Source organism: Streptomyces sp. BK208 (genome assembly GCF_004364245.1).
GTDB lineage: Bacteria > Actinomycetota > Actinomycetes > Streptomycetales > Streptomycetaceae > Streptomyces.
Genome location: NZ_SOAV01000004.1, coordinates 134234 through 160058, shown reverse-complemented (window position 1 = coordinate 160058; position 25825 = coordinate 134234). Strand labels below are relative to the sequence as shown.

Here is a 25825-nt window from a genome sequence, read left to right as displayed (position 1 = left end):
CTCAACCGCGACCGTTGACAAACGGGTGACACGCTAGAAACCTGATGACGCACTTTCCGCAAGGAATCGACTGCCTCGCTCAATTGGCGCGCAGATTCGGTGCTCCCCCCAACTGCCGGACCGTCGCGCCCTCCCCGACTCCCCACGGAACAGAGGACCCCCATGAGACGGAGATCCCTCGGCCGGCGGACGCTCTCGGGCGCCGCCGTCGCCGGGCTGATGACGGTCGGGCTCCTGCCGCTGCCCCTCACCGCCGCCGCACACGCGGCGACGCCGACGGTGGCCGCCGCCGACGTCAACCTGGCGCTCGGCCGCCCGGCGAGGGCGGGCGGCTCGCACGGCGCCTACCCGGCCGGCAACGCCACCGACGGACAGCAGGCCACCTACTGGGAGGGGCCGGCCGGCTCCTTCCCGCAGTGGGTCCAGGTCGACCTCGGCACCGCCCGCGACGTCGACCGGGTGGTCCTGAAGCTGCCCGCCGCCTGGGAGAGCAGGACCCAGACGCTCTCCGTGCGGGGCAGCACCGACGGCTCGGCCTTCCACAGCCTCGACGCCTCGGACGGGCGGGCGTTCGGGCCCTCCGGGGCGGGCGCCGTCGCCATCGACCTGGACTCCCCGTCCGAGGCCCGCTACGTCCGCGTCGACATCACCGGCAACACCGGCTGGAACGCCGCCCAGCTGGCCGAACTGGAGGTGTACGGCGACGACGCCGACACCGGCCCGCCGCCCGCCGGCACCAACCTCGCCCGCAACAAGCCGGCCGAGGCCACCTCGACGACGCAGAACTACGTCGCCGCCAACGCCACCGACGACTCCACCTCCACCTACTGGGAGGCCGCCGGCAACCCGGCCGACCTCACCGTCAAGCTCGGCTCCGACGCCGACGTCAGCGGTGTCGTGGTCAAGCTCAGTCCGGACCCGGTGTGGTCCGCCCGCACCCAGAGCATCCAGGTGCTCGGCCGGGCCCAGGGCGAGAGCGGCTTCACCTCGCTGCGCGACCGCGCCGACTACGCCTTCAGCCCCGGCCAGGGCAACGCGGTGACCATCCCGGTCGGCGGCCGGGTCTCCGACGTACGGCTCCGGTTCTTCTCCAACACCGGCGCACCCGGCGGCCAGGTCGCCGAGTTCCAGGTCATCGGCGCCGCCGCACCCGCACCCGACCTCACCGTCACCGGTCTCGACTGGTCGCCCGCCGCGCCGGACGAGCGCGACGAGGTCACCGTGAACACCACGGTCCGCAACACCGGCACCGCCGCCTCGAAGGAGACGACCGCCGAGGTCACCGTGGAGGGCACGACGGCCGGCAGCGCCAAGGTCCCCGCGCTCGACCCCGGCCAGTCCGCCGAGGTCGCCGTCGCCACCGGCACCCACCCGGCCGGCAGCTACGCGGTCACCGCCGTGGCCGACCCGAAGAACACCGTCGCAGAGCTGGACGACACCAACAACAGCCGCGCCGCCGCCGAACGCCTCGTCGTTGGCCAGGCACCCGGACCCGACCTCGAGGTGCGCTCCGTCACCACCAGCCCGGCCAACCCGGCGGTGGGCGCCGAGGTCTCCTTCACCGTCGCCGTGCACAACCGCGGCACCAGCGCCGCCGAGGCGGGCTCGGTGACCCGGGTCCAGGCCGGCTCCACCACCCTGGACGGCACGACCGGGCAGGTCGCGGCGGGCGCCACGGTGAACGTGCCGATCAGCGGCACCTGGACGGCGACCGGCGGCGGGGTCAACCTCACCGCCACCGCCGACGCCACCGCCCGGATCGCCGAGACCGACGAGAACAACAACGTGCTCGCCAAGTCCCTCGTCGTCGGACGCGGCGCCGCCGTGCCGTACACCGAGTACGAGGCCGAGGACGGCCGGTACGACGGCACCCTGCTCACCACCGACGCCGAGCGGACCTTCGGGCACACCGACTTCGGCACCGAGTCCTCGGGCCGCAAGTCCGTCCGGCTGAACTCGACCGGCCAGTACGTCGAGTTCACCTCCACCACACCCACCAACTCCATCGTGGTGCGCAACTCGATCCCGGACGCCCCGGGCGGCGGCGGAGCCGAGGCCACCATCAGCCTCTACGCCGACGGCGAGTTCGTGCAGAAGCTCGGCCTGTCGTCCAAGCACAGCTGGCTCTACGGCAGCACCGACGACCCCGAGGGGCTCACCAACCGGCCCGGCGGCGACGCCCGGCGCCTCTTCGACGAGTCCCACGCGCTCCTCGACCGGACCTTCCCGCAGGGCACCGAGTTCCGCCTCCAGCGCGACGCGGGAGACTCGGCCGCCTTCTACGTCATCGACCTGATCGACCTGGAGCAGGTCGCGCCCGCGAAGACCAAGCCCGCCGAGTGCACCTCCATCACCGCGTACGGCGCCGTCCCCGGCGACGGCCTCGACGACACCGACGCCATCCAGCGCGCCGTCACCGACGACCAGAACGGCAGGATCGACTGCGTGTGGATCCCGGCCGGGCAGTGGCGCCAGGAGCAGAAGATCCTCACCGACGATCCGCTCGACCGCGGCCAGTACAACCAGGTCGGCATCAGCGACGTCACCATCCGCGGCGCCGGGATGTGGCACTCCCAGCTCTACACCCTGACCCCGCCGCAGGAGGCCGGCGGCATCAACCACCCGCACGAGGGGAACTTCGGCTTCGACATCGACGACAACACCCAGATCTCCGACCTCGCCGTCTTCGGTTCGGGCACCATCCGCGGCGGTGACGGCAACGCGGAGGGCGGTGTCGGCCTCAACGGCCGGTTCGGCAAGAACACGAAGATCAGCAACGTGTGGATCGAGCACGCCAACGTCGGCGTCTGGGTCGGCCGCGACTACTCGAACATCCCCGAGCTGTGGGGACCGGCCGACGGCCTGGAGTTCACCGGCATGCGCATCCGCGACACCTACGCGGACGGCATCAACTTCTCCAACGGCACCCGCAACTCCACCGTCTACAACTCCTCCTTCCGCACCACCGGCGACGACTCGCTCGCGGTCTGGGCCAACAAGTACGTGAAGGACACCTCCGTGGACGTCGGCCACGACAACCACTTCCGCAACAACACCGTCCAGCTGCCGTGGCGGGCCAACGGCATCGCCGTGTACGGCGGCCACGGCAACACCATCGAGAACAACGTCGTCTCCGACACCATGAACTACCCCGGCATCATGCTCGCCACCGACCACGACCCGCTGCCCTTCTCCGGGCAGACGCTCATCGCGGGCAACGCCCTGCACCGCACCGGCGGCGCGTTCTGGGGCGAGGCGCAGGAGTTCGGCGCCATCACGCTGTTCGCGCAGGGCCAGGACATCCCGGGGGTCACCATCCGGGACACCGAGATCCTCGACTCCACCTACGACGGCATCCAGTTCAAGACGGGAGGCGGCGCGATGCCGGACGTGAAGATCCAGAACGTCCGCATCGACAGGTCCAACAACGGCTCCGGCATCCTCGCGATGAGCGGCGCCCGCGGCAGCGCGACCCTGACCGACGTCACGATCACCAACTCGGCCGAAGGGGACGTGCGGATCGAACCGGGCTCCCAGTTCAAGATCAACCAGTAGGAGCCGGCAGCAACCGCGGGCCGGTCAGCCCACGGCCGAACAGCGGGACACCGCCCGGCGGCGCGGAGCACCACCGCGTCGCCGGGTTTCCGCCGCGCCCTCCAGCCGGCCCGGCGAGCGCTCCACGGGAGGGCGGCGGCCTTCGTCCTCGACGCGTTCGGCGTTGAGTTCCCCGACCGCGCCGAGCGCGTCGCCGATCGTCGCGTAGTCCACCGCGACGAAGTTGACCGGCCTGCCGCGCTGCCGTTCACAGCTGTGCGCCCGTTCCAGCACCCGCTGCCGGGAGTTGACGACCCCGGCGTCCAGCCGCAGCCCGCCGCCCGCCGTGACGAAGTGGTTCAGCAGGAAGAGGCGCCCGTCCGAGCCGCCCCGGTTGGGCAGGCAGGACATCTCGTCCGGGCTGCGGAAGGCGAAGGGCGTCTCCATGGCGTACCGGTAGAGGTTGCGGTACCAGGGCGCGGGCCCGTCCGCCTTCTCCGCGAACACGACCAGCCGCCGGCCACCGTCGATCATGTCCTTGAGCTTCGGCCACGGGCGGTCCGGGTCCGGGTCCGGCTCGAACAGCAGATCCGAGAGGCCGGCCCGGGCGAAGGCGTCCTGCGTCGCCACCGCGTCCACGCCGTCCTGGAGGATCAGCGTGACCACCTCCGTGGGGTTGTCGCGCAGCCACTGGCCGATCTGCCGCAGCGTCGGCTCCAGTTCGAGGGCGCCGGCGCCGCACACCGAGTGACACAGCCACAGGCCCGGGTGGGGCGGGTTCACCCGCTCCAGGATCGAGGTCAGCCGGCGGCGCTCGGCGGGGGAGAAGTCCGAGGTGCTCAGCCGCTCCGCCACCTCCTGCGGCCGTTCCCAGCGGTGGGTGTCGAGGAGCAGCACCCGCACCCCGGCGCCCAGCTGGCCGACGATGTCGGGGTCCTGGAGGGGACCGATGAACCGGTCCGCCGTCGTCGCCATCGCGTTGTGCGAGGCGAGCTGGGCGATCTCGTCGTAGCGGGCGTCGCACAGCTCGGCGCTGCCCTGGCAGATGCGCGGCGAGGAACCGGTGATCGCCACCGGCGCCAGCATCGTCCCGACGAGGGCGACGGCGGTGACGGTGAACGTCAGCGCCGGGACGTGCCGCGGATCGGTGAGGACGGGCACACCGGGCCGGGTCTGCCACACCCAGCCGACGGTGATCAGCAGGGCGCCCGCGGCGAGCAGGATGACCGCGACGACGACGGCGGTGGTCAGCAGCCGGTCGAGCGCTGCGGCCTGCACGTCGGCGAGCAGCCCCGAGGCCGCCGGGGGCCACGACGCCGGGGTGCCGAACAGCGTGTCGCGCAGCGTGAGGCGCAGCACGAGCACGGTCAGCGCCAGCAGCGAGGCGGCGGCGGCCGGCACCCAGCCCAGCGGTATCAGCCGCCGCTTGGCGGGCGAGGGCGTCAGAAGCCACAGCAGGGTGAGCGCGGCGGCACACAGCACGGCCGCCGCCGGTTCCACCACGTCCTGGAAGAGCCGGGTGACGCCCCTGGCCCGGTCCAGCGGAGCCAGCGCCTCCGTGCCGGGCTCGACGTCGACGGTCACCACCCACGTGCCCTGCCTCGCCTCCCGCAGCAGCTCCTCGGCGGCGTCCCGCACCTGGTCGGTCAGGGCCACCGGGGCGATCGCGGCCAGGGCCGAGGCCACGTCCCCGCGGTCCAGCGCCGTCCGCACGGTCGACCTGACGTCGTCGTGCGTCGCGCCGTCCGGTACCACCCGCATCAGCGCGTCCGTGGCCGCGCCCGCCTGGCCGCGGGAGAGCGGCAGCGTCGGCAGCTCGTCCAGCGGAGCCTCGCCGGCCACCACCCGCGCCACCAGTTCGGACAGATGCTGCACGAAGGCCCGGAAGTCGGGTTCGGACCGCTTCTGCAGGGCGGCGACGGCGTCACCGAAGTACGCCTGGCTGAGCCGCTCGACGTTCTCGACGACGGGCTCCAGATCGACTCTGACCCGCAGCCGGTCGCGGTCGCCCTCCAGGTAGTGGACCATCTCCGCGATCTGGCCCTGGCCCATGGTCCGCAGGGTCTCGGGCGGGACCACCACCTTGAGGTTCGAGGTGATGGTCGACTGGGGCACCGGCAGCCGCTCCAGCAGGTCGCTGGTGAGCGGCGTACTGCCCGGATCCACCAGCACCTCGTCGTAGAAGCGCTGGTAGGCCCGCTCGTCCTCCAGCACCTTGCCGTAGAACCCGGCGTCCAGCACCGTGCTGCGGACGACGGCCGCCGCGGCCAGGACGGTCAGGCTCAGCACCGCCACGCACCAGACCAGCGCCCCGACCCAGGGCGAGCGCCGACCCAGTGCGTTCATGGAGCCATTCTCGTGTCAGCCGGCCGCCGCAGCGCACGGACGCCGGGACGGGCAGTGCTCCCACACACATGCCCCGCGCGGACCGGCCGATACCCGTCGCCGCTCCGCTCCGTCGCGGACGCCCCGCTCCCAGGCCCGGCACGCGCGAGGGGCGGTGGGCACCCTCGCCCCACCGCCCCTCGCGCCCTCGCGCCGCTCGTCGTGCGGATCAGACCGCCGGAGCCGGGTACGTCGGGTACTCCACCCCGGAGACGTGCTGGACGACGCGGACGACCTGGCAGGAGTAGCCGAACTCGTTGTCGTACCAGAGGTAGAGGATCGCGTTGTCACCCTCGACCTTCAGCGCGCCGGCGTCCACGATCGAGGCGTGGCGCGAGCCGATGAAGTCGCTGGAGACCGCGTCGGGGGCGTTGATGAAGTCGATCTGGCGCTTGAGCGGCGAGGTCAGCGACACCTCGCGCAGGTGCTCCACGACCTCTTCGCGGCTCGCCTCGCGGGCCAGCTGGAGGTTGAGGATCGCGATCGACACGTCCGGCACGGGCACCCGGATGGAGCTGCCCGTGATCCGCGCCTTGAGGTCGGGCAGCGCCTTGGCCACGGCGGAGGCGGCACCGGTCTCCGTGATGACCATGTTCAGCGGCGCGCTGCGGCCCCGGCGGTCCGACTTGTGGTAGTTGTCCAGCAGGTTCTGGTCGTTGGTGAAGGAGTGCACCGTCTCCACGTGACCGCGCAGGACGCCGTACTCGTCCTCCATCGCCTTGAGCGGCGGGACGATCGCGTTGGTGGTGCAGGACGCGCAGGACAGGATCCGCTCGTCCGGCTTGACGGTGTCGTGGTTGACGCCGTGGACGATGTTCGGGACGTCGCCCTTGCCCGGCGCGGTCAGCACGACCTTGTCGACGCCCGGCCGCAGGTGCTTGGACAGGCCCTCGCGGTCGCGCCACTTGCCCGTGTTGTCGATGAGGATGGCGTTCTTGATGCCGTACGCGGTGTAGTCGACCTGGGTCGGGTCGTCCGCGTAGATCACCTTGACGGCGTTGCCGTTGGCGAGGATCGTGCTGTTCTCCTCGTCGACGGTGATCGTGCCCTGGAACTGGCCGTGCACCGAGTCGCGGCGCAGCAGCGAGGCGCGCTTGACGAGATCCTGCTCGCCACCGCCCCGGACCACGATCGCGCGCAGCCGCAGCCCGTTGCCCGAGCCGGCCTTCTCGATCAGCAGCCGGGCGACGAGCCGGCCGATGCGGCCGAAGCCGTACAGGACGACGTCGCGCCCTTCGCGCCGGTCGATCTTGTTGGCGCCGGTGGCCCCGGCCACGGCGTCGGCGGTGAACTCCTCGACCGACAGTCCGCGGTCGTCGCTCCGGTAGGTCTCGGCGAGCATGCCGATGTCGATCTGCGAGGGCCCGAGGTCGAGCGTGGTGAGCGCCCGCAGGAAGGGCATCGTCTCGGTGACCGACAGCTCCGCACCGGCGATCTGGCGGGCGAAGCGGTGGGTCTTGAGGATGCTGACCACCGACTTGTTCACCAGGGAACGGCTGTGCAGCAGGATCGTGACGTCCTGCTCCCGGTGCAGCTTCCCGATCATCGGGATCATCGATTCCGCGGTCTCTTCGCGGTGCTTCCAGTTGGTGAACGAGTCGTCGTTGACAGTCACGTCTCTATCTTTCGAGCTAGGCGGCGCTCATATGCTAACCCGACCACCCTTCTGATCGATCAAGTGGGCCCCTCGTCCATCAGATGAGTACACGGGCGCGCGTGGTCCCGGGCAGGACCGGCCCCGTCGGCCGGGTGCGGGCCTCGGGCGGGGGCGGCGAACGTGATTGCGTCACGGACCCCCGGGGTACGCGAGCCTGGACCGCGTCCGCGCCGCTTGTGCGCGCGGACCGAAACGACGCCGCTACCAGGGAATCTGCCATGGAGACACCCGCGAACGACCATCCCGTCACGCCCGCCCAGCGGGCGCTCGACACGCTGGCCGAGACCACCGAGACCGCCGACAACACGGCGGCGCTCGACACGCTCGCGAGCAGCGACGTCCTCGTGCCGGTGCCCGACGACGCGAACGACCAGGACGCCGCCGACCCCGGCATGCTGGCGTTGCCGGTGCTGGAGCAGCAGGGCGGCCGCCAGGTGGTGCCCGTGTTCACCTCGGAACTGGAGATGGCCGACCTGCTGCCGTACGTCTCGCGCTACCGCATGGTGCCGCTCGGCGCCCTCGCGGCGCAGTGGCCGGCCGACGACCTGTCGCTGTCCATCGACGCCGGTTCGGAACACCGGCTCACCCTCACGTCGGACGGCGTGCGCACCCTGCTGGCGCGCCCCTAGGCCGAGGCGACGGTCGGCCCTCGTCCCGCGTCAGGGGCGGGGGCCGTCCTCGTCGTCGCCGAGCACGCGGGCCAGAGCCGCCCGCTGGAGCGGCAGTATCTCGGCGTGCAGGTCGCGGCCCCGGGGCGTCAGCGCCACGTACACACCGCGCCGGTCCTCCGTGCACATGGAACGCTGCACGAGACCGTCCTTCTCCAGCCGGGCGATGAGCCGGGACAGCGCGCTCTGACTGAGGTGGACCCGGCCGGCCAGGTTCTGCACCCGGCACCGGTCGCCGTCCTCGGGTCCCTCGCTCACCAGGAGGTCGAGCACCTCGAAGTCGCTCGCGCCCAGTCCGTGCGGATGCAGGGCCCGGTCGATCTCGCACATCGTGCGCGCGTGCACCGAGAGGATGCCCCGCCACCGTTCCTCGAGCCGCGCACCGGCGGTCCTGGCTGCCATGCCTGAACGGTAGCACCGGAACCGAAATTGGTTGAATGTGCAAATGAAGTGGCCGCGTTAGGCTGAGTACCGGCCGTGGCCCCGAGGGCGCGGCGCGGCGGTGGGGCCCGCCGTACCCGAACCGCGGCTCAGGTGCCGCCGACGGTCCCTGCTTGCGCACGGGGATGCCCCCGGCACGGCGAGTGGGAGACGGACGAGCATGACAGCCCCCAGGACCGGTCGCTTCGGCGGAGCCCGGCCGAGGACCGCGAGACGGCCCGGCCCGAGGGCCCAGGCGCCGGTCGTCGCCGTCGTGGCCCTCGGCGGTGGCACCGGCGCCGCCGCGCGCTACGCCGCCTCCCTGTGGTGGCCGACGCCGGCCGGCGGCTTCCCCTGGACGACCTTCTGGGTCAACGTGGCCGGCTGCGTCCTGATCGGGGCGTTCATGGTGGCCGTCACCGAGGTGTGGTCCGTCCACCGCCTGGTCCGGCCCTTCTTCGGCACCGGCGTGCTCGGCGGCTTCACCACCTTCTCCACCTACGCGGTCGACAGCCGGTCCCTGTTCGCCGACGGCCGGATCCCCACCGGCCTTGTCTACCTGGCCGCGACCCCGGTCGCGGCTCTCACGGCGGTGTCGCTCGCCACGTGGGCGGCCCGCCGCGTCCTGGAGCGGAGGCCGTCGTGAACTGGCTGCTGGTCGTCGCGGGCGGCATGATCGGTGCCCCGCTGCGCTACCTCACCGACCGGGCCGTGCAGTCCCGGCACGGCTCCGCCTTCCCCTGGGGCACCTTCACGGTCAACGTGACCGGCAGCCTGGTCCTCGGTCTGCTGACGGGGGCCGCCCTGGCCGGAGCGGCCGGTTCCGAGGTGCGGCTGCTACTGGGGACCGGACTGTGCGGCGCCCTGACGACGTACTCGACCTTCTCCTACGAGACGCTCCGGCTGACCGAGACCGGCGCGCGCCTGCCGGCCGCCGTGAACGTCGTCGCGGGCGTGGCGGCCGGCCTCGCGGCGGCGTTCGCGGGGGTGACGCTGGCCGACGCGCTCTGGACCTGACGCCGGGCACACAGCCGGGTGTAGTAGGAACTGGATGTTATGAGCGCCATCAGCATCGGTCAGGCCGTCGTCCTCGGAGCCGTCGAGGGGGTGACCGAGTTCCTGCCCGTCTCCTCCACCGGGCACCTCAAGATCGTCGAGGGGCTGATGGGCATCCCCGTCGACGACGACGCCGTCATCGGCTTCTCCGCGGTCATCCAGGTCGGTGCGATCGCCGCCGTGCTCGTCTACTTCTCCAAGGACATCGCGCGGATCGTCTCCGCCTGGGGGCGCGGCCTGCGCGACCGGGAGGAGCGGTACCACCACGACTACAAGTTCGCCTGGTGGGTCATCCTCGCCACCGTCCCCGTGGTGGTCGTCGGTCTGGCCGCCAAGTCCCTGATCAAGGGCCCGCTCGCCTCGCTGTGGGTGGTGGCGGGCTCGCTGATCGTCGGCAGCGCCGTGATGTGGTGGGCCGACCGCACCGGGCGGCACAAGCGGGGCGAGGACGACACGTCCTTCACGGACGCCATGCTGGTCGGCGGCTCCCAGATCCTCGCCCTGCTCTTCCCGGGCTTCTCCCGCTCCGGCGCCACCATGTCCACCGCCCTGCTGCTCGACCTCGACCGGGTCGCCGCCACCCGGCTGTCCTTCTTCCTCGGCATCCCGGCCCTGACCGGGGCCGGCCTGTACGAGCTGAAGGACGCGCTGGGCACCGGGACGGGCGCCGCACCGCTGGCGGTCGGCACCCTCGTCTCCTTCGTGGTGGCCTACGCCTCCATCGCCTGGCTGCTGAAGTTCGTCGCCCAGCACACCTTCAACACCTTCGTGATCTACCGGATCGCCGTCGGTGTCCTGCTGTTCGGGCTGCTCGGCACGGGGGTGCTGCACAGCTGACCGCCGGGCCGGCCGGGCGCCGTGCGGCCCGGACAGCCGACCGCCGGGACCGCCGCTCGGCCCGGCCGCTCAGCGGGCGGCGCGCAGCGGCTCCCCGACGCTGCGCATGTGGCGCAGTGCCTCGCGGTGCGAGGCCAGCAGCCCCGTCTGGTGGTACGGCACGCCCAGCTCGGCGCAGTACGCCTCGGTGATGGCCTGGGCCCGGCCGAGGGCGGGAGTCGGCATGCTGGGGAAGAGATGGTGCTCGATCTGGTAGTTGAGGCCGCCCATGAAGGCGTCCACGAGCGCGCCGCCCCGCACGTTGCGGGAGGTCAGGACCTGACGGCGCAGGAAGTCCAGCCGTGTGCCCTCCTCGATCATCGGCATGCCCTTGTGGTTGGGCGCGAAGACCGAACCCAGGTAGATGCCGAACAGACCCTGGTGCACGACGAGGAAGGCGAGCGCCTTGCCGGGGGAGAGGACCGTGAACAGGCCGCCGAAGTACACCGCGAAGTGGGCGACGAGCAGCGTGCCCTCCAGGACCGGGCGCTTCACGGCCCGGCCGCCCAGCGCCTTGAAGCTGTTGAAGCTCAGATTGAGCCCTTCCAGCGTCAGCAGCGGGAAGAACAGGGCGGCCTGGTGCCTGCCGACGAAACGCGGCAACCCGGTCGCCCGGCTCGCCTGCCCCCGGGACCACACCAGGATGTCGGGGGAGACGTCCGGGTCCTTCTCCTCGTGGTTGGGATTGGCGTGGTGGCGGGTGTGCTTGTTCATCCACCAGCCGTAACTCATGCCGAGCAGCAGGTCGGCCACCAGCAGACCGCCCGCCTCGCTGGGGCGCCGGCGCGAGAAGACCTGCCGGTGGGCGAGGTCGTGGGCCGCGAGCCCGAGCTGGCCGAAGACGACGGCGAGCCCGACCGCGACGAAGAGCTGGCTCCAGCTGTCCCCCAGGGCGACGAACGCGGCGACACCGCCCGCGAGCGCGAGGGCGACGGCGCCGAACCGCACCGTGTAGTAGAGCGGGCGGCGCCTGAGCAGCCCCGCGTCGGCTATGCGCCGCGACAGTTCGGAGAAGTCGCTTCCCTTGTCGCGGCTCTTCCCCTGTGCGCCCGTGGGCCGGCTCTCGACGAGCACCGTTGAATTGACCATGTACCCGAGTATGTGAACGGGACACCGGCCGCAGAATGGCGTCCGCCCCCGAAACGGGGGTGTGGCCAGCACCACCCCCGGGCGGGGGTCCTCCCGCTGCCTCCTCCGGCGCCCGGCCCGGCCCGAGGGGAGAATGGCGATCATGAGCACACCGACGACCTTCCGGCCGGTCCTGGAACGCATCGCCGAGGAGATCGAGCGGACGCCGGGCAGCGGCCGGCCCGCCGACTACATCCCGGCGCTCGCCGCCCTCGACCCGCGCCGCTTCGGCATGGCCGTCGCCGAACCGGACGGCACGGTGTACGGCGTGGGGGACTGGCGGGAGCCGTTCTCGGCCCAGTCCATCACCAAGGTCTTCACCCTCGCCCTCGACCTGGCCAGGGAGGGCGACGCCCTGTGGGACCACGTGGGCCGGGAGCCGTCCGGCAACCCGTTCAACTCCCTGGTGCAGCTGGAGTACGAGAACGGCATCCCGCGCAACCCGTTCATCAACGCGGGCGCCCTCGTCGTCACCGACCGGCTGCACACCCGGACCGGAGACGCGGCCGGTGAACTGCTCGCCTTCCTGCGCGCGGAGAGCGGCAACCCGGATCTGACCTACGACGAGGAGGTCGCCGCCTCCGAAGCCGCGCACGGCGACCGGAACGCCGCCCTCGCCCACTTCATGGCGTCCTACGGCAACATCGACAACCCCGTGCCGGTGCTGCTCCAGCAGTACTTCCGCCAGTGCTCCGTCGCCGCCTCCTGCGCCGACCTGGCCCTGGCGACGGGCTTCCTCGCCCGGCACGGCATCCGGGCCGACGGCACCCGGCTGCTCAGCCGCAGCCGGGCCAAGCAGGTCAACGCGGTGATGCTGACCTGCGGCACCTACGACGCGGCCGGTGACTTCGCACACCGGGTGGGCCTGCCGGGCAAGAGCGGGGTCGGCGGCGGCATCATCGCGGTCGTGCCGGGCCACTGCACGCTGTGCGTGTGGAGCCCCGGCCTGGACGAGCGGGGCAACTCGGTGGCCGGGGTGGCGGCCCTGGACCGCTTCACGACCCTGACCGGACTGTCGGTGTTCTGAGTGGACGGGACGCGGGACGCCACCGTCAACTCCCGGCGTCCCGTACGAGCTTGAGCCGCAGGGCGAGTGCCACGACGCCGGCCCCGAGGCCCGCGGCCGCCAGGATCGCGCCGGTCTCCTCCCAGCCGGGCTCGTTCTCCGCCGGCTTCGCGACGGCCACCGGCGCGGGCTCGGCCTGCGGTCCCTGCCGGGGCCGGCCGCTCTCCGGTACGAGCGAGCCCACCGGATCGACCTCCCCGTCCGCAGCGAATCCCCAGTCGAGCAGCGCACGGGCCTCCTCGTAGACGGCGTGGCCGCCGCCGTCCTGAGGGTTCATCACGGTGACGACCAGGGTCCGCCCCTCACGTCGGGCGGCGGCGATGAGCGTGTTGCCGGCGTTGCTGGTGTAGCCGTTCTTGACGCCGATCATCCCCGGGTACGGCGCCACCCCGTCGGCCCCGGTGAGCAGCCGGTTGGTGTTCATGATCCCGTACGCGCTCCCGTCGCGCCCCGGGAACAGCGCGTCGACCGTGGCGCAGTACCGGGCGAAGTCGGGCCGCCGCAGCCCGGCCCGGCCGAAGACGGCCAGGTCGTACGCCGAGGAGACCTGCCCCGGGGTGTCGTACCCGTCGGGCGAGCGGACATGGGTGTCACGGGCGCCGAGCGCGCGGGCCTCGGCCTGCATCCGGGCGGCGGTGGCGCTCCAGCCGCCGGTCAGCGAGGCGAGGACGTGCACGGCGTCGTTGCCCGAGTTGAGGAAGACGCCGTTCCACAGGTCGGAGAGCCGGTAGGTCTGCCCCTCGACGACACCGACCAGGCTGCTGCCCGGGCCGATGCCGGCCAGGTCCTCGGTGCTGACCTCGTGGTGGAGGCCGCCCGGCAGCGCCGGCAGCACCGTGAGGGCGAACAGCGTCTTGAGGGTGCTGGCCGGCGGCAGCCTGCGGTGCGCGTCGTGCGCCGCCAGCACGTCGCCCGTGCCGGCGTCGGCCACGACCCAGGACAGGGCGGAGACTTCGGGGACCCGGGGCGCTCCGGGGTGCGGCCGGACCTGCGTACCTGAGCGGTACAGCGGCGACGTCCGCGCCGTCGTGCCGCCGGGCGGGAGGGGGTCCGGCCCTCCCGGGCGTGCGGCCGCGGCGGCGGGCACGAGCGTCAGCAGACCCGCCACGCAGAGCAAGCAGGTGGACCGAACCGCCCGAGATGAGAATCCGATAGTCATACCGCAAACGTAGGAACGGGCCCCCGAACCGCCACGCTGACCGGGCCGGGTCGCGCCCGCGAGCACCCGAATGCCGTAGCGAGGGGCCGGTGTGAACGCCGTGGCGGCGGTCCGGCGGGCGGGGTCAGCCGGCGGGCAGCGTCGGCTGCACCTGCCGCAGGAAGGTGGCGTTGTCCGGCGTCCGGCGCAGCCGTTCCAGCAGGGTCTCCACGCCGGACTGCCCGTCGCGGGTCCCCAGGGCCCGCCGCAGCCCGCGCACGGCGCTCGTCTCGGCGGCGGACAGCAGGAGTTCCTCGCGCCGGGTGCCGGAGCCGGTCAGATCCACGGCCGGGAAGACCCGGCGGGAGGCGAGCTCGCGGTTCAGCCGCAGCTCCATGTTGCCGGTGCTCTTGAGCTCTTCGAAGTAGAAGTCGTCGGCGCGCGAGCCGGTCTCCACCAGGGCGGTGGCGAGAATGGTGAGGGAGCCGCCCTCCTCGGCGGTGCGGGCCGCGCCGAAGAACCGCTTGGGACCCAGCAGCGCACCCGCGTCCACGCCGCCGCTCAGCGTGCGGCCGCCGGACGAGGCGGCGTTGTTGTGCGCCCTGCACAGCCGGGTGAGGGAGTCGAGGAGGACGACGACGTCCTCCCCGGCCTCGACGAGCCGCTTGGCCCGCTCGATCACCAGCTCGGCGAGCGCGATGTGCTCCTTGGCGCTGCGGTCGAAGGTCGAGGCGTACACCTCGCCCCGTACGGAGCGCCGCATGTCGGTGACCTCCTCGGGGCGTTCGTCGAGCAGCACCACCATCAGGCGGGACTCGGGGTGGTTGCCGGCCACCGCGGCCGCGATCTGCTGGAGGAGGACGGTCTTGCCGGTCTTGGGCGGCGCGACGATCAGGCCGCGCTGTCCCTTGCCGACGGGGGCCATCAGGTCGGCGACGCGCCCGGTGAGGCCCGCCGCCGGGTGTTCGAGCCGCAGCCGCTCGTGCGGGTGCAGCGGGGTCAGGTCGGCGAAGTGCCGCCGTGCGCCCGGCCGGCCGGGGGAGCGGCCGTTGACGCGGACGACGTCGCTCAGGGTGAGCCGGTCGCCGCGCACCCCCTCGACGAGGTCGCCCCTGCGCAGCCCGTGCCGGCGGATCAACGCGGCCGGGAGGACGGGGTCGGTGGGTTCGGCGTGCAGGCTCTTGCCGCGCAGACGCCCCTTGCCGCCCGCTTCGATGTCGAGGACACCGCTCGCGATCTCGGCCGGGGACTGCTGGACAGGGGGGTGTTCGAGTGTGGTGGTCATGGTGGTCGGTCCTTTCGAGGACACGGGCATGGAACATGCGGAGGGAAGGGGGGAAGCCGCGCGAGGGGTCGGACGACACGCCTCCGGACGGCGGGGAACAGCGCCTCGGACCGGGCGGGGACGAGAATCCCGCTCGTGAGGTCGTGCTGAGAAGCGGACGAGCCGGTCGCACCTGGACGGGCGGGTCCGCGAACCGAAGGGAAACTGGCACCGGCGCCCCGGAACGAAGGGGCGTACACAAGTGCTGTCCGCACCGTACCACGGGATGCGGTGCCGTGGCGGTCGGGCGGGACCATCGAGGTCCCACCCCCTGCAACACGGCCGGTCAGGGGCTTGTTCCCGCTTCCGCGCGTGCCGCGTGCGTCATCCGCACGCGTCCCGGGCGTGCGGCGTGCCTCATCCGCACGTGTCCCGTGCGGATGAGGCATTCCTCTTCCGCACGTGTCCACACGTCTTCCGCACGCTCCTGCCGGGGTCAGTCGGCCGAACGCGCCCCGGCCTCCGCCGCCTCCTGCGCGACCCGCTCGAACTGCGCCGCCATGGCGGCCTGGAGGGCCTGAGCGCCCGACAACGGGCGCACCATCACCGTCAGTTCCGCGATGCGGCCGGACGCGTCCAGGCGCAGGAAGTCGCAGCCGCCGATCTCACGGTCGCCCACCCGTGCCGTGAAGAGCAGCGCGTGGTCGCGACCGTCCGCCTCGCCGATGACGCGCTCGTAGCGGAAGTCCTCGAAGACCCGCTCGACCGCGCGCAGGATCGCCATCGTGATCGCCTTGCCCCGGTAGGGCTTGAAGACGACGGGGCTGGAGAAGACCACGTCGTCGGCCAGCAGTGCTTCGACGGCGTCCATGTCGTGTGCCTCGACCGCCTCGCGGAATGCCCGCATCGCCACTCCCTCATACTGAACTATTTGAATAGGTGTGGAGTAGAGTAGTCGTCCTGGCCTCCGCTTGCTAGCGTGTCGACATGTCTCTCAAGTACGCCGTCCTGGCCGCTCTGCTGGAGGGCGAGGCCTCGGGCTACGAGCTGTCCAAGGTGTTCGACGTGTCGCTCGCCAACTTCTGGCCCGCCACGCCGCAGCAGCTCTACCGGGAGCTGGAGCGCCTCGCGGGCGACGGACTCATCGAGGCCCGGACCGTGCAGCAGGAACGCAGGCCCACCAAAAGGCTGTTCTCGCTCACCGCGGCCGGCCGGGAGCAGCTGGGCGCCTTCGCCGCCGAGCCGACCCGGCGGCCCACCGCCGTCCGCGACGAGTTCCTGATCAAGATGCAGGCGATGGACGGCGTCGACCCGCACGTCGTCCGCGCGCTGGTCGAGGAGCGCAGGGCCTGGGCGCTGGGCAAGCTCGCCCGCTACGAGCGGGTGCGGGAACGTCTCCTGGACGGCCGCTCCGAGGAGGAGCACCTGCGGGACGCGGACCGGGTCGGGCCCTACCTCACCCTGGCCGCCGGGATCACCTTCGAGCGGGAGAACGCCCGCTGGTGCGAGCGCGTGCTCGCCGTGCTCGACGAGCGCCGCGCTCCCACCGGGTCCGCCGGGTCCGCCGGGCACGCCGGACAAGCCCTAGGCTGACCGGATGTTCAGCCCCGAAGGCCCCACCCTGCGCGAACTCGCCGTCCAGGCGCTGTCGTCGGTCGAGCGGGGCTACGACCTGCTCGCGCCGAAGTTCGACCACACCCCCTACCGGACGCCGGACCGGCTGCTGGACGCCGCCGCCCGCGCGCTGGCGCCGATGGGACCCTTCGCCGCCGGCCTCGACCTGTGCTGCGGCACCGGCGCCGGCGTGGACGTCCTGGCCCGGGTGTGCCGGGAGCGGGTGACCGGGGTCGACTTCAGCGCGGGCATGCTGGAGGTCGCGCGCGCCCGCACCCTGCCGCCGGCCCCGGCGGTGTCCTGGGTGCGTGCGGACGCCCGTGCCCTGCCGTTCGGCCCCGTCTTCGACCTCGTGGTGAGCTTCGGGGCGTTCGGGCACTTCCTGCCCCGCGAACTGCCGGGCCTGTTCGGCCGGGTGCGCTCCGTGCTCCGCCCCGGCGGCTGCTTCGCCTTCCCGGTCGTCGCGCCGCCCCGGCCCGGTTCGGCGGGGTACTGGACGTTGCTCGGCTTCGACGCGGCGATGCGGGTGCGCAACGCGCTGTGGCGGCCTCCGTTCGTCATGTACTACCGCACGTTCCGGCTCGGCGACGTGGGCCGTGCGCTGTCCCGCGCCGGCTTCCGGGCCGACCTGCACGCCCTGCCGGAGTTCGGCCGCCGGCCCGACGGCAGCCCCCGTGTCCGGCTCGTCGTGGCCCGGCGGCTCGGGCAGGCCGCCCTCAGCCGGCCGCCGGCAGGGTGAACTCGTAGACCAGGGCGTCCCGCCGGGTGTCCACCAGGAGGTCCGTGATCTCCAGCGGCCGCGCGTACTGGTCGTGCACCCGCCGCACGACCCGCACCGACGCGGCGTCGGGCTGGAGGGTGATGGTGTCCCGGTGGTGCAGTGTCAGGCCCGCCGTCCGCATCCAGTCGTAGGCCCGGCGCAGTTGCGCGCAGGCGACACCGTCGGCGCGGTCCCGGTAGCGTGCCAGTTCCTCGACCTCGGCGAGCGCCACGGCGGAAAACGATGTCACCGCCGTCCGCGTGCCGCTTCCTCCGGCCGCCGCAGACGTGAAGCGGTGCATCAGGGTCGGCCGTCCCGGCACCAGCCCCAGCGCCGTCGCGTGCTCGGGAGGCGGCGCCGCCCAGACGACGGTGGCCCGGTCCCCGGTACGGGGCTCCGCCGCCCGGGCGCCCACCGGGAAGACGAGGGGTGCCGGGCTCGCGGTCGGCGGCCCGGGCAGGGCGACGTGGCTGCCCCGCCGGTCGGTGGTGAGCAGACCGTCGCGGCGCAGCACGTCCAGCGCCTGGCGCACGGTCTCCCGGCTGACCCCGAAGTGCTCAGCCAGCCGGCGCTCACCCGGCAGCCGTTCGCCCGGCGGGGCGGTCCCGTCGCGCAGCTCGCCGAGCAGTTGGTCCGCCACCCGCCGGTACAGGGGCGGCCGGACATCGGCGGGGGACTGGTCGTGGGGGGTGGTGCGGGCCATGCCGCGCCTCCTGTTGATGACGTACGGTAGCCGCGCGGGCTCGGTGCGCCACCAGAATTACCATTGGTCTAAACCAGCTGGGAAGCCCGGGCCGCCGGATCGGCCGAAACACCACCCACGGACCTCAGGCGTAGCGGCTCAGCCAGCCCAGCTTCGCGGCCTCCTGGAACGGCCCGCCCCCCTCGTGGTCGTTGAAGTCGTACACCTCGATCCTCTTGTCCTCGTGCGTCCAGGCGTTGAACGCGGCGAAAACGGTCGACGGCGGGCAGGTCTGGTCCTCCAGGGCGGCCGAGAACAGGGCGGGCGTCCGGCCCCGCGCCGCGAAGTGCACGCCGTCGAAGTACGACAGCGTGCGCAGCGCGTCCCCGGTCCTGCCGCGGTGCGTCTTGAGGTACAGCCCGACCTCACGGTAGGGATGCCGGTCGGTGAGCGTGGTGGCGCGGGGGAAGTCGCACAGGAACGGCACGTCGGGCGCGACCGCGACCAGATCCGGCACCAGACCGCCCACCGCTATCGTGATGCCGCCGCCCTGGCTGGCGCCCAGCGCGACCGTGCGGGTCGCGTCGGTCAGCGGGTGGGAGCGCGCCGCCTCGACCGCGCGCACGGCGTCGGTGAAGACCCGGCGGTAGTAGTAGTTCTCGGGGGCGTCCAGGCCGCGGGTCATGAACCCCGGGTAGGCGGGCGTGCCGCCGACCGGGTCCGGCGTCCCGCCGCCACCGCCCCAGGCGCTGCCCTGGCCGCGGGTGTCCATCACGAAGTGCGCCCGGCCCGAGGAGGCCCACAGCAGGTGCTCGTGCGGCAGCCCGCGCCCGCCGCCGTACCCGACGAACTCCACCACCAGCGGCAACGGCCCGTCCGCCGCGGCGGGCAGGGTCAGCCAGCCCTTCACCGGGTGACCGCCGAACCCGGCGAACGTCACGTCGTACACCCGCACCGTGGACAGCCCCGTCTCGACCGGTTCGAAGCGGGCGTCCAGGTCGTGCTCGCGCGCCTCCGCGAGCGTCTTGCCCCAGAACGCGTCGAAGTCCTCGGGCTCGGCCGACGCGCTGCGGTACGCGTGGAGTTCGTCGAGCGGAAGGTCGAACAGGGCCATCGAGAACCGCCTTTGCGGGGAGTCGTGCCAGACCGTGCGGATGATCACACCGTACGTGAGCGCCCGAAGGGCTCGCCAGGTCCGGTCGCAGGCGGGACCGCGCACGGGGCGCTCAGGCCCGGCGGTGCGACCACTGCGGCTCGGTGAGCGCCCAGTCGCGGTCCCACTCCGCCATGCGCCGGCGCAGCGCCACCCCGCGCACCGCCCGGTGCGCGAGGAACACCGTGAGCCCCGTGCCGATGGCGGTGAACGAGCCGACGGTGGCGCTGTGCTGCCAGATCTCGGCACCGTCCGACGGCGGCGGCACGCTCCGGCCGCGGGAGTCCAGCCACACGTCGACCGTGTCACCGTCACGGGCACCGGACGGCACCCGTGCCGTGGTGCTCTCCCGCGTGCCGTCCGGCGCCTTCCAGTGGACGGTCGCGCGGTACGAGTGCTGCCCGCCGAGCTCCCCCGTCGGCAGGGTCTCCGAGACCCTCTCGACCACCTCGGCGCGCACGTGCCGCCGCTCCGCCCGCTGCTCGGCGACGATCGCCTGAGCCTGGCCGTAGCCCCACCAGGCCGTGGCGGCCCCGAGCAGCGGCGCGCCCACGAACAGCAACAGGGTGAACAGCACCGTGGTCCACGCTTCGACGACGTCCGACCGGCGCCGCAGTGGATTGCGCGGCCGGCGCCGGCCGCCTACCCGGGTTCGCATGTCGACCTCCCCGCGTTCACCGCGACCCGAGGGGCGGACGGACGGCCAGGGGACGCGGGGGAGGCCGCCGCGCCTTCGTGTCGCGCCACGTGTGCGAGTGCCCGCACAGGCCAGGTACCCCGTCCTGCGGACCTCGCTCACGTTCCGGGCGGGATCAGCCGAAGCGCTCGATCCGGATCCGGTCCACCGGCTGCCCCGCCGCCACGAGGAGCCGTGACGCGTGTTCCGCGAAGGAGTTGGACCCGCACACGTACGCCTCCCAGCCGCCGGCGGGCGGCTCGGCCAGGAGCGGCGCCAGATGGGCGGAGGACAGACGGCCCACGGGCGTCCCGGCCGGCGCGGTGCGGGTGAAGACGGGCGTCGTCTCCGCGCCGTACTCACGGGCGTAGATCAGCTCCTCGGGGCTCCGCGCGGACACGAGGAGCCGCAGCGGCACGGTCAGGCCCCGCGCCCGGTGGTGCCGCACCATCGACATCAGCGGCACCACCCCGGAGCCGGCGCCCAGGAGCAGGGCGGGCCGGTCGCCCGGCCAGGCGAAGAAGCCGCTGAGCGGGCCGCGCACCTCGATCTCGTCACCGGGCCGTGCCACCGTGTGGAACCAGCCCGACACCTCCCCGTCGGCCACGCGGTCGAGGGTCAGCTCGATGTGCCCGGACTCGTCCGGCGCGGAGGCCAGCGAGTAGTGGCGCTGCGCCCGGTAGCCGTCCTCGGCGGTGAGCCGCAGCATCAGGTGCTGGCCGGGCAGGTGGCCCGCCCAGCCGGGCACGGCGAGGCGGAAGGTCGAGGCACGGGGCGTCTCACGGCGGATCTCCGTGAGGGTGGCCGTCTGCCACCTCCCGGCCACCGCGCCGTTCACCTCGATGCGTCCGGGCACGGCGAACCGTGCCGGGGGCGTGGAAGCCCCTGCCGTGTGCGTGGCCGTCTCAGTCACCGGAGTACCGCTGCTCCTCCCAGGGATTGCCGCGGGCGTGGTACCCGTTCTGCTCCCAGAAGCCGGGCTCGTCGTGGTCGAGGAGCTCCAGACCGGCGATCCACTTCACGCTCTTCCAGAAGTACAGGTGGGGAACGACCAGCCGGGCCGGGCCGCCGTGCTCGGGGGCCAGCGGCCGGCCGTCGTACTCCCACACGATCCAGGCGCGCCCGCCGGTGAGGTCCGCGAGCGGCAGGTTCGCGGTGTAGCCGGTGTGCGCGTGGGCGACGGCGTGCGTGGCGGACGGCAGCGGCCCCGCCGCGTCCAGGAAGGCGTCGAGGGACACGCCACCGAACCGCACCCCGAACTTCGACCAGCCGGTCACGCAGTGGATGTCGCCCGCGTACCCGGACGCCGGCAGCGCGCGGGCCCCGGCCAGGTCCCAGGTCCGGGGCCCGGCCACCAGGCCGCCCACGCGGAAGGTCCAGTCGGCCGGCGCGATCTCGGGCGTGACCTCGGCGGAGAGCACGGGCCAGTCGTCACCCGCGTCGTACTGGCCGGGCGGCAGCCCCGGCCGGGCGGCGCGCGGGCGCCCGGTGAAGCCTCGGGTGGTGTTCATGCGGTGGAGCCTTTCGGCCCGTCGGGGCGGTCCTGCCCGCGACCGGCGTGATCTGTGCGTACCCGTCGTCCGTGCGTTCCGTCGGAGGCGCGTACCCGTCGACGGTGCGTACCCGTCAACCGTACGTGTCCCGCGGCCGTGCCCGGTCCTCGTCCTCGCCGCGGGGCGCGCCCGGCCACGCGTTGTACCGCTCCAGATACGCGGCGAAGCGGAGCAGGTCCTCCTCGCGCCAGTCCGCGAGCCGCTCCCGGAAGGCGGCCCGCCGGCTCTCGGTGACCTGGCCCAGGATGCGCCGTCCCGCCTCCGTCAGGTGCAGCACCTGCACACGGTGGTCGTCCGGGTCGCCCCGCCGCTCGATCAGCCCGGCGCGCTCCAGCGCCGACACCTGACGGCTGACGGTGGACTTGTCCAGCGCGTAGTGGGCGGCCAGGTCCGTGGCCCGGCGGCCGCCGCGCTCCTCCAGGTCCCCGAGCAGCGTGTACGACACCAGCGACAGCTCCGGGTGCATGCGCCCCGCCGAGGCGCGGGCCCGGCGGGCGAAGGCCGTCATCTCCCGGTGAATGGTCTCCACGGCCGCGTCCGCGGGGCGTCCGCCGAGGGCTGCGACCGTCTCGTCGGGTGTCTCGGCAGCCGGCACGGATCCTCCTCGCATCGCACTGGTTGCACAGTACAACTTGGTCGGACGTCGCGTGAACCGGCCGCTTGAGGGAGGTCGTCGCCGTCTGATCATTGGGGTAGTGTGACCGGCGGCCGCGGACCGCCCCGGCCGCCGGAGACCGGGAGGTGAGACCGATTACCGCTGTGTCGGCCCGGATGCTCTTCTCCCACGGCAGTGCGGTCACCGCGAGCGAGTGACCGGGAGAGCGTCCTTCGGTTCCCGAAAGGCTCTCGGCTTCCATGCCTCCCACCTTCCCGGCGTCGCCCTCCGGGGCGCCTCTCTCCGCTTCTCCCGCGCATCTCTTCTCCGCGTCCCTCCCCTCGCGTGACTCCGTCGTCTCCGCGCTGCGCGCCGCCGGCTGCGTCTTCGCCGAGGACGAGGCGGAACTCCTGCTGACCACCGCCCGCACGGCCACGGAACTCACCGCACTGGTCGAGGGCCGCGTCACCGGCCTGCCCCTGGAACTCGTCCTCGGCTGGGCCGACTTCCGCGGCCTGCGCATCACCGTCGCCCCCGGCGTCTTCGTGCCCCGCCGGCGCACCGAGTTCCTGGTGTCCGAGGCCCTGGCCCACGCTCCGCACGCGAGCGTCGTCGTCGACCTGTGCTGCGGTTCGGGCGCCGTCGGCGCCGCCCTGGCGGCCGCCCTGGACCGGCCCGAGGTGCACGCCGCCGACGTCGACCCGGCCGCCGTGCGCTGCGCCCGCGGCAACCTCGCCGGCGCGGGCGGCCGGGTGTACACAGGTGACCTGTTCGACGCGCTGCCCGGCACGTTGCGCGGCCGGGTGGAGATCCTCGCGGCCAACGTGCCGTACGTCCCCTCCGGCGAGGTCGCCCTGCTGCCCGCCGAGGCCCGCGACCACGAACCGCTGGTCGCCCTCGACGGCGGCGCCGACGGCCTCGACGTGCTGCGCAGGGTCGCGTCGGCGGCGCCCGGCTGGCTCGCGCCGGGCGGCTGCCTGCTGGTCGAGACGAGCGAACGCCAGGCGGCCGACGCCGTCGACGCCTTCAACCGGGCCGGGCTGACGACCCGCCTCGCCGTCTGCGCCGAGCTGCACGCCCACGTGGTGGTCGGCGTCCGGGGCTGACCGTCTCCGGCGCGTACCGCCGCCGGTCGTCCGTGCCGCCTGCCGCGGCGGGACCGGGGGTCACGGCACCGGCGGCGTGGCCCGGGCGATCAGCAGGGCCACGTCGTCGGAGTTCTCCGGCTCGTGCAGGGTGCGCAGCAGCAGGTCGCAGACCTCCTCCAGCGGGCGGTCCGGGCCCTCCAGCAGGGCGAGGAGCGCGTCCAGCCGCTCGTCCAGCGGCTGCCGGCGCGTCTCCACCAGACCGTCGGTGTAGAACACCAGCCGGTCGCCCGGCTCCAGGTCGACGGTGGTGGTGGAGAAGGCGACACCGCCCACCCCGAGCGGCACCCCGGTGGGCAGGTCGAGCAGCTCGGGCGGCCGGCCCGCCCGCAGGCGGATCGGGGGCAGGTGCCCGGCGTTGGCGATCCGGCACTGCCGGCGGTGCGGGTCGTGGACGGCGTACAAGCAGGTGGCGATGGCCTGGTCCAGGCCGGCCGTGGTCCGCTCCAGGTGGCCGAGCAGCAGCGCGGGGTCCATCTCCAGGGCGGCCAGGGTGTTGGTCGCGGTGCGCAGCTGCCCCATGGAGGCCGCCGCCGTGATGCCGCTGCCCATCACGTCGCCCACCACCAGCGCGGTCCTGCCGCCCGCCAGCTCGATCACGTCGAACCAGTCGCCGCCCACCTCGCTGGTGCCCCCGGCCGGCTGGTAGCGGGAGGCGACCTCCAGCCCGCCCGTGACCGGCGGATGGCTCGGCAGCAGGCTGCGCTGGAGGGTGAGCGCGGTGTCGCGGGCGTTCTGGTACCAGCGGGCGTTGTCGATCTGCAGCGCCGCCCGGGCGGCCAGCTCCCGGGCCAGCAGCAGGTCGTCCTCGTCGAACGGCGTCGGGTTGGCGATCCGCTTCAGGTCCAGGGCGCCCAGCACCTCGCCGCGCGCGATCAGGGGCACGGCCAGGTACGAGTGCACGCCCGCCCGGGCCAGCAGTTCGGCCGCCTCGGGAGAGCGGGCGATGCGTTTCAGGTCCTCGGGCGTCACCCGCGGCACCGTCACCGGACGGCCGGTGCGCACGCACTCGGTGACCAGACGGTCCGGTCCGTACCGGGCGACCCGGCCGGGCTGGTCGGCCGCCCGCAGCGCATCCCGGGCACTATCGTCCGCGCGTACGGCCAGCGCCTTGATCACCGCGGACTCGGCCGGACCCAGCGTGCTGCGCCGGCCCTCCACCACGGCGTCCAGGAGATCCACGGCGGCGATGTCGGCGAGGCCGGGCACGGCCACGTCGGCCAGCTCGAACGCGGTGCGGTCCAGCTGCAGCGTGGTGCCGATCCGGGCGGACGCGTCCGCCACGGCGGCCAGCCGGCGCCGCGCGCCCTCCGCCTCGGCCGCCGTCCGGTACTGCTCGGTGACGTCGACGACCGAGATGGCCACGCCCAGCACGGCACCCAGGGCGTCCTCCAGCCGGTACAGCGACACCGACCAGGCGTGCTCCGTGTCCGGGTCCGCGGGGGTCCGCCCGGTCGCGGGCTGGTCGACGACCGGCTCCCCGGTCTCCAGCACCCGGCGCGCCGCCTCCTCCAGCGGGACGGTGTCCACCTGGGGCAGCAGATCACTGATCGTCCGGCCCAGGTGCTCCTCGGCGGGGACGCCGTTCAGCCGCTCCAGAGCCGGGTTGACCGAGACGTACCGCAGCTCGGGATCGAGGACGGCCAGACCGATCGGCGACTGCGTGACCACCCGCGTGGACAGGGCCACGTCCCGCTCCAGCCGGCGCACCGTCGACTGGTCGGCCGCGAGTCCGAGGGCGTAGACGTCCCCGCGGTCGTCCAGCAGCCGCATGTTGCGGAACTCGACCAGCCGGGTGCTGCCGTCCTTGTGCCGGACCGGGAAGGCACCGGCCCAGCTGCGGCCCGTCCTCATGACGTCCCCGAACAGCTTCACGACCAGGTCGAGGTGGCGTTCGTGGACCATGATGCGGGCCGCGTACTGCCCCAGCGCCTCCGGCGCCGAGTACCCGAACAGCTCCTCGGCCTGCGGGCTCCACAGGACGATCCGTCCCTCGGTGTCCAGCACGATCGAGGCCACGTTCAGCAGGTCGAGCAGCCCACTGGGCCGCACCGGGCCGCGCGGCGACGGCTCGCCCCCGAACCCGGCAGACCCCGCTGCACTCATCCCACGTCCCGCCTTCGCCGTCCGACGCGGCACGCCCTTCGATGCCGGCTTCCTTGTTCTACCGCGTTCCACCGCGAACAGAGCCGGTCCGTCAAGGCTCCACCATCTCCTCCCAGCATCTTCCCGCAGGCCGGGGAGTGCCGCACGGAGCGCGCGAGGCCGCCGGACGGCCGGGCGCGGGCATCGCCGGACGGCCCGGCCCGGGCGCCGCCGGACGGAGCACGTGCGGGGTGCCCCCGGAGTGCCCCCGGAGTGCGTCCGAAGTTGGTCTGTACATGACGGTATGGGCCGTCCAGACTGTGCGCCGGGCCCCGCACCCGCCCGGCCGCCCCCCACCCGAGGAGCCTCC

Annotated in this window: 23 protein-coding genes; 9 read left to right on the top strand and 14 right to left on the bottom strand. The window is 73.3% G+C overall.

All coding sequences use genetic code 11. The annotated features are described in order from the left end of the window. Positions 1-162 precede the first annotated feature (162 nt). Positions 163-3555, top strand: coding sequence for a CARDB domain-containing protein (locus EV562_RS11710; RefSeq protein WP_133886702.1), 3393 nt, complete (start codon positions 163-165; stop codon positions 3553-3555). A gap of 24 nt (positions 3556-3579) precedes the next feature. Here the strand turns inward: EV562_RS11710 and EV562_RS11705 are convergent, their stop codons facing one another. Then, positions 3580-5880 carry a hypothetical protein gene (locus EV562_RS11705; protein WP_133886701.1) on the bottom strand — a complete coding sequence of 767 codons (2301 nt, stop codon included), beginning with the start codon at positions 5878-5880 and terminating at the stop codon, positions 3580-3582. A 208-nt stretch (positions 5881-6088) separates the two neighbouring features. After that, entirely contained in the window at positions 6089-7534 is a 1446-nt protein-coding gene (locus EV562_RS11700; RefSeq protein WP_133886700.1) for a glyceraldehyde-3-phosphate dehydrogenase, read from the bottom strand. A gap of 260 nt (positions 7535-7794) precedes the next feature. On the opposite strand from EV562_RS11700, the gene EV562_RS11695 reads away from it, so the two are divergent. Beyond that, on the top strand, positions 7795-8205 hold the full coding sequence (locus EV562_RS11695) for an SseB family protein (RefSeq protein ID WP_133886699.1): 411 nt from the start codon (positions 7795-7797) through the stop codon (positions 8203-8205). Between the two features lie 30 nt (positions 8206-8235). Here EV562_RS11695 and EV562_RS11690 read toward each other — a convergent pair whose 3' ends face one another. Then, positions 8236-8646 carry a MarR family transcriptional regulator gene (locus EV562_RS11690; protein WP_133886698.1) on the bottom strand — a complete coding sequence of 137 codons (411 nt, stop codon included), beginning with the start codon at positions 8644-8646 and terminating at the stop codon, positions 8236-8238. Positions 8647-8845: 199 nt separating this feature from the next. Between EV562_RS11690 and crcB (EV562_RS11685) the strand changes: the two genes are divergently transcribed. From crcB (EV562_RS11685) to EV562_RS11675, 3 genes are read left to right on the top strand one after another with little or no spacing between them, the layout of a single operon-like run. Beyond that, the gene (gene crcB, locus EV562_RS11685; RefSeq protein ID WP_133886697.1) at positions 8846-9310 is read left to right on the top strand and encodes a fluoride efflux transporter CrcB; all 465 of its coding nucleotides are present in this window, start codon (positions 8846-8848) and stop codon (positions 9308-9310) included. Continuing rightward, complete coding sequence (gene crcB / locus EV562_RS11680) at positions 9307-9681, top strand: fluoride efflux transporter CrcB (RefSeq protein ID WP_133886696.1); 375 nt, start codon at positions 9307-9309, stop codon at positions 9679-9681. Before crcB (EV562_RS11685) ends, crcB (EV562_RS11680) begins: the two co-directional genes overlap by 4 nt. A 39-nt stretch (positions 9682-9720) precedes the next feature. Beyond that, positions 9721-10557 carry an undecaprenyl-diphosphate phosphatase gene (locus EV562_RS11675; protein ID WP_133886695.1) on the top strand — a complete coding sequence of 279 codons (837 nt, stop codon included), beginning with the start codon at positions 9721-9723 and terminating at the stop codon, positions 10555-10557. 69 nt (positions 10558-10626) lie between these two features. On the opposite strand, the gene EV562_RS11670 is transcribed toward EV562_RS11675, so the two are convergent. Beyond that, positions 10627-11685 (bottom strand): acyl-CoA desaturase, encoded by a 1059-nt coding sequence (locus EV562_RS11670; protein ID WP_208298334.1) that lies wholly within the window; start codon positions 11683-11685, stop codon positions 10627-10629. A gap of 133 nt (positions 11686-11818) precedes the next feature. Here EV562_RS11670 and EV562_RS11665 point away from each other — a divergent pair, with 133 nt between their 5' ends. After that, positions 11819-12751 (top strand): glutaminase, encoded by a 933-nt coding sequence (locus EV562_RS11665; RefSeq protein WP_166661730.1) that lies wholly within the window; start codon positions 11819-11821, stop codon positions 12749-12751. Between the two features lie 25 nt (positions 12752-12776). Here the strand turns inward: EV562_RS11665 and EV562_RS11660 are convergent, their stop codons facing one another. The 3 genes from EV562_RS11660 to EV562_RS11650 form a co-directional block, all read right to left on the bottom strand. Continuing rightward, the gene (locus EV562_RS11660) at positions 12777-13949 is read right to left on the bottom strand and encodes a serine hydrolase (protein ID WP_166661729.1); all 1173 of its coding nucleotides are present in this window, start codon (positions 13947-13949) and stop codon (positions 12777-12779) included. A 124-nt stretch (positions 13950-14073) separates the two neighbouring features. Next, positions 14074-15213 (bottom strand): transcription termination factor Rho, encoded by a 1140-nt coding sequence (rho, locus tag EV562_RS11655; protein ID WP_133886692.1) that lies wholly within the window; start codon positions 15211-15213, stop codon positions 14074-14076. Between the two features lie 475 nt (positions 15214-15688). Further along, complete coding sequence (locus EV562_RS11650) at positions 15689-16099, bottom strand: nuclear transport factor 2 family protein (protein WP_133886691.1); 411 nt, start codon at positions 16097-16099, stop codon at positions 15689-15691. 80 nt (positions 16100-16179) lie between these two features. Here EV562_RS11650 and EV562_RS11645 point away from each other — a divergent pair, with 80 nt between their 5' ends. Further along, positions 16180-16785, top strand: coding sequence for a PadR family transcriptional regulator (locus EV562_RS11645; protein ID WP_133886690.1), 606 nt, complete (start codon positions 16180-16182; stop codon positions 16783-16785). 4 nt (positions 16786-16789) lie between these two features. Next, on the top strand, positions 16790-17545 hold the full coding sequence (locus EV562_RS11640) for a class I SAM-dependent methyltransferase (protein ID WP_133886689.1): 756 nt from the start codon (positions 16790-16792) through the stop codon (positions 17543-17545). Here EV562_RS11640 and EV562_RS11635 read toward each other — a convergent pair. The 6 genes from EV562_RS11635 to EV562_RS11610 all read right to left on the bottom strand — a co-directional run bounded on the left by EV562_RS11635 (position 17523) and on the right by EV562_RS11610 (position 22225). After that, on the bottom strand, positions 17523-18269 hold the full coding sequence (locus tag EV562_RS11635; protein WP_133886688.1) for a GntR family transcriptional regulator: 747 nt from the start codon (positions 18267-18269) through the stop codon (positions 17523-17525). The two genes, EV562_RS11640 and EV562_RS11635, sit on opposite strands and share 23 nt — an antisense overlap. A 124-nt stretch (positions 18270-18393) precedes the next feature. Beyond that, positions 18394-19362, bottom strand: coding sequence for an acetylxylan esterase (locus EV562_RS11630; protein ID WP_133886687.1), 969 nt, complete (start codon positions 19360-19362; stop codon positions 18394-18396). Between the two features lie 112 nt (positions 19363-19474). Next, positions 19475-20059, bottom strand: coding sequence for a hypothetical protein (locus EV562_RS11625; protein ID WP_133886686.1), 585 nt, complete (start codon positions 20057-20059; stop codon positions 19475-19477). Positions 20060-20213: 154 nt separating this feature from the next. Beyond that, on the bottom strand, positions 20214-20990 hold the full coding sequence (locus EV562_RS11620; protein ID WP_243860037.1) for a ferredoxin reductase: 777 nt from the start codon (positions 20988-20990) through the stop codon (positions 20214-20216). Continuing rightward, positions 20983-21588: a sulfite oxidase-like oxidoreductase gene (locus EV562_RS11615; protein ID WP_133886685.1), complete on the bottom strand. Its 606-nt coding sequence runs from the start codon at positions 21586-21588 to the stop codon at positions 20983-20985. Before EV562_RS11615 ends, EV562_RS11620 begins: the two co-directional genes overlap by 8 nt. Before the next feature lie 115 nt (positions 21589-21703). After that, positions 21704-22225: a MarR family winged helix-turn-helix transcriptional regulator gene (locus EV562_RS11610; protein WP_133886684.1), complete on the bottom strand. Its 522-nt coding sequence runs from the start codon at positions 22223-22225 to the stop codon at positions 21704-21706. Positions 22226-22485: 260 nt separating this feature from the next. Between EV562_RS11610 and EV562_RS11605 the strand changes: the two genes are divergently transcribed. Further along, entirely contained in the window at positions 22486-23331 is an 846-nt protein-coding gene (locus EV562_RS11605; protein WP_133886683.1) for a putative protein N(5)-glutamine methyltransferase, read from the top strand. A 60-nt stretch (positions 23332-23391) separates the two neighbouring features. Here the strand turns inward: EV562_RS11605 and EV562_RS11600 are convergent, their stop codons facing one another. Then, positions 23392-25476 (bottom strand): SpoIIE family protein phosphatase, encoded by a 2085-nt coding sequence (locus EV562_RS11600; protein ID WP_133886682.1) that lies wholly within the window; start codon positions 25474-25476, stop codon positions 23392-23394. Between the last annotated feature and the right edge of the window lie 349 nt (positions 25477-25825).

Bases quoted from the DNA above. Each gene is read 5' to 3' on its own strand.
- EV562_RS11710 (WP_133886702.1), top strand. From the start codon at position 163: ATGAGACGGAGATCCCTCGGCCGGCGGACGCTCTCGGGCGCCGCCGTC.
- EV562_RS11705 (WP_133886701.1), bottom strand. From the start codon at position 5,880: ATGAACGCACTGGGTCGGCGCTCGCCCTGGGTCGGGGCGCTGGTCTGG.
- EV562_RS11695 (WP_133886699.1), top strand. From the start codon at position 7,795: ATGGAGACACCCGCGAACGACCATCCCGTCACGCCCGCCCAGCGGGCG.
- EV562_RS11690 (WP_133886698.1), bottom strand. From the start codon at position 8,646: ATGGCAGCCAGGACCGCCGGTGCGCGGCTCGAGGAACGGTGGCGGGGC.
- crcB (WP_133886697.1), top strand. From the start codon at position 8,846: ATGACAGCCCCCAGGACCGGTCGCTTCGGCGGAGCCCGGCCGAGGACC.
- EV562_RS11675 (WP_133886695.1), top strand. From the start codon at position 9,721: ATGAGCGCCATCAGCATCGGTCAGGCCGTCGTCCTCGGAGCCGTCGAG.
- EV562_RS11670 (WP_208298334.1), bottom strand. From the start codon at position 11,685: ATGGTCAATTCAACGGTGCTCGTCGAGAGCCGGCCCACGGGCGCACAG.
- EV562_RS11665 (WP_166661730.1), top strand. From the start codon at position 11,819: ATGGCGATCATGAGCACACCGACGACCTTCCGGCCGGTCCTGGAACGC.
- EV562_RS11660 (WP_166661729.1), bottom strand. From the start codon at position 13,949: ATGACTATCGGATTCTCATCTCGGGCGGTTCGGTCCACCTGCTTGCTC.
- rho (WP_133886692.1), bottom strand. From the start codon at position 15,213: ATGACCACCACACTCGAACACCCCCCTGTCCAGCAGTCCCCGGCCGAG.
- EV562_RS11650 (WP_133886691.1), bottom strand. From the start codon at position 16,099: ATGCGGGCATTCCGCGAGGCGGTCGAGGCACACGACATGGACGCCGTC.
- EV562_RS11645 (WP_133886690.1), top strand. From the start codon at position 16,180: ATGTCTCTCAAGTACGCCGTCCTGGCCGCTCTGCTGGAGGGCGAGGCC.
- EV562_RS11640 (WP_133886689.1), top strand. From the start codon at position 16,790: ATGTTCAGCCCCGAAGGCCCCACCCTGCGCGAACTCGCCGTCCAGGCG.
- EV562_RS11635 (WP_133886688.1), bottom strand. From the start codon at position 18,269: ATGGCCCGCACCACCCCCCACGACCAGTCCCCCGCCGATGTCCGGCCG.
- EV562_RS11630 (WP_133886687.1), bottom strand. From the start codon at position 19,362: ATGGCCCTGTTCGACCTTCCGCTCGACGAACTCCACGCGTACCGCAGC.
- EV562_RS11625 (WP_133886686.1), bottom strand. From the start codon at position 20,059: ATGCGAACCCGGGTAGGCGGCCGGCGCCGGCCGCGCAATCCACTGCGG.
- EV562_RS11615 (WP_133886685.1), bottom strand. From the start codon at position 21,588: ATGAACACCACCCGAGGCTTCACCGGGCGCCCGCGCGCCGCCCGGCCG.
- EV562_RS11605 (WP_133886683.1), top strand. From the start codon at position 22,486: ATGCCTCCCACCTTCCCGGCGTCGCCCTCCGGGGCGCCTCTCTCCGCT.
- EV562_RS11600 (WP_133886682.1), bottom strand. From the start codon at position 25,476: ATGAGTGCAGCGGGGTCTGCCGGGTTCGGGGGCGAGCCGTCGCCGCGC.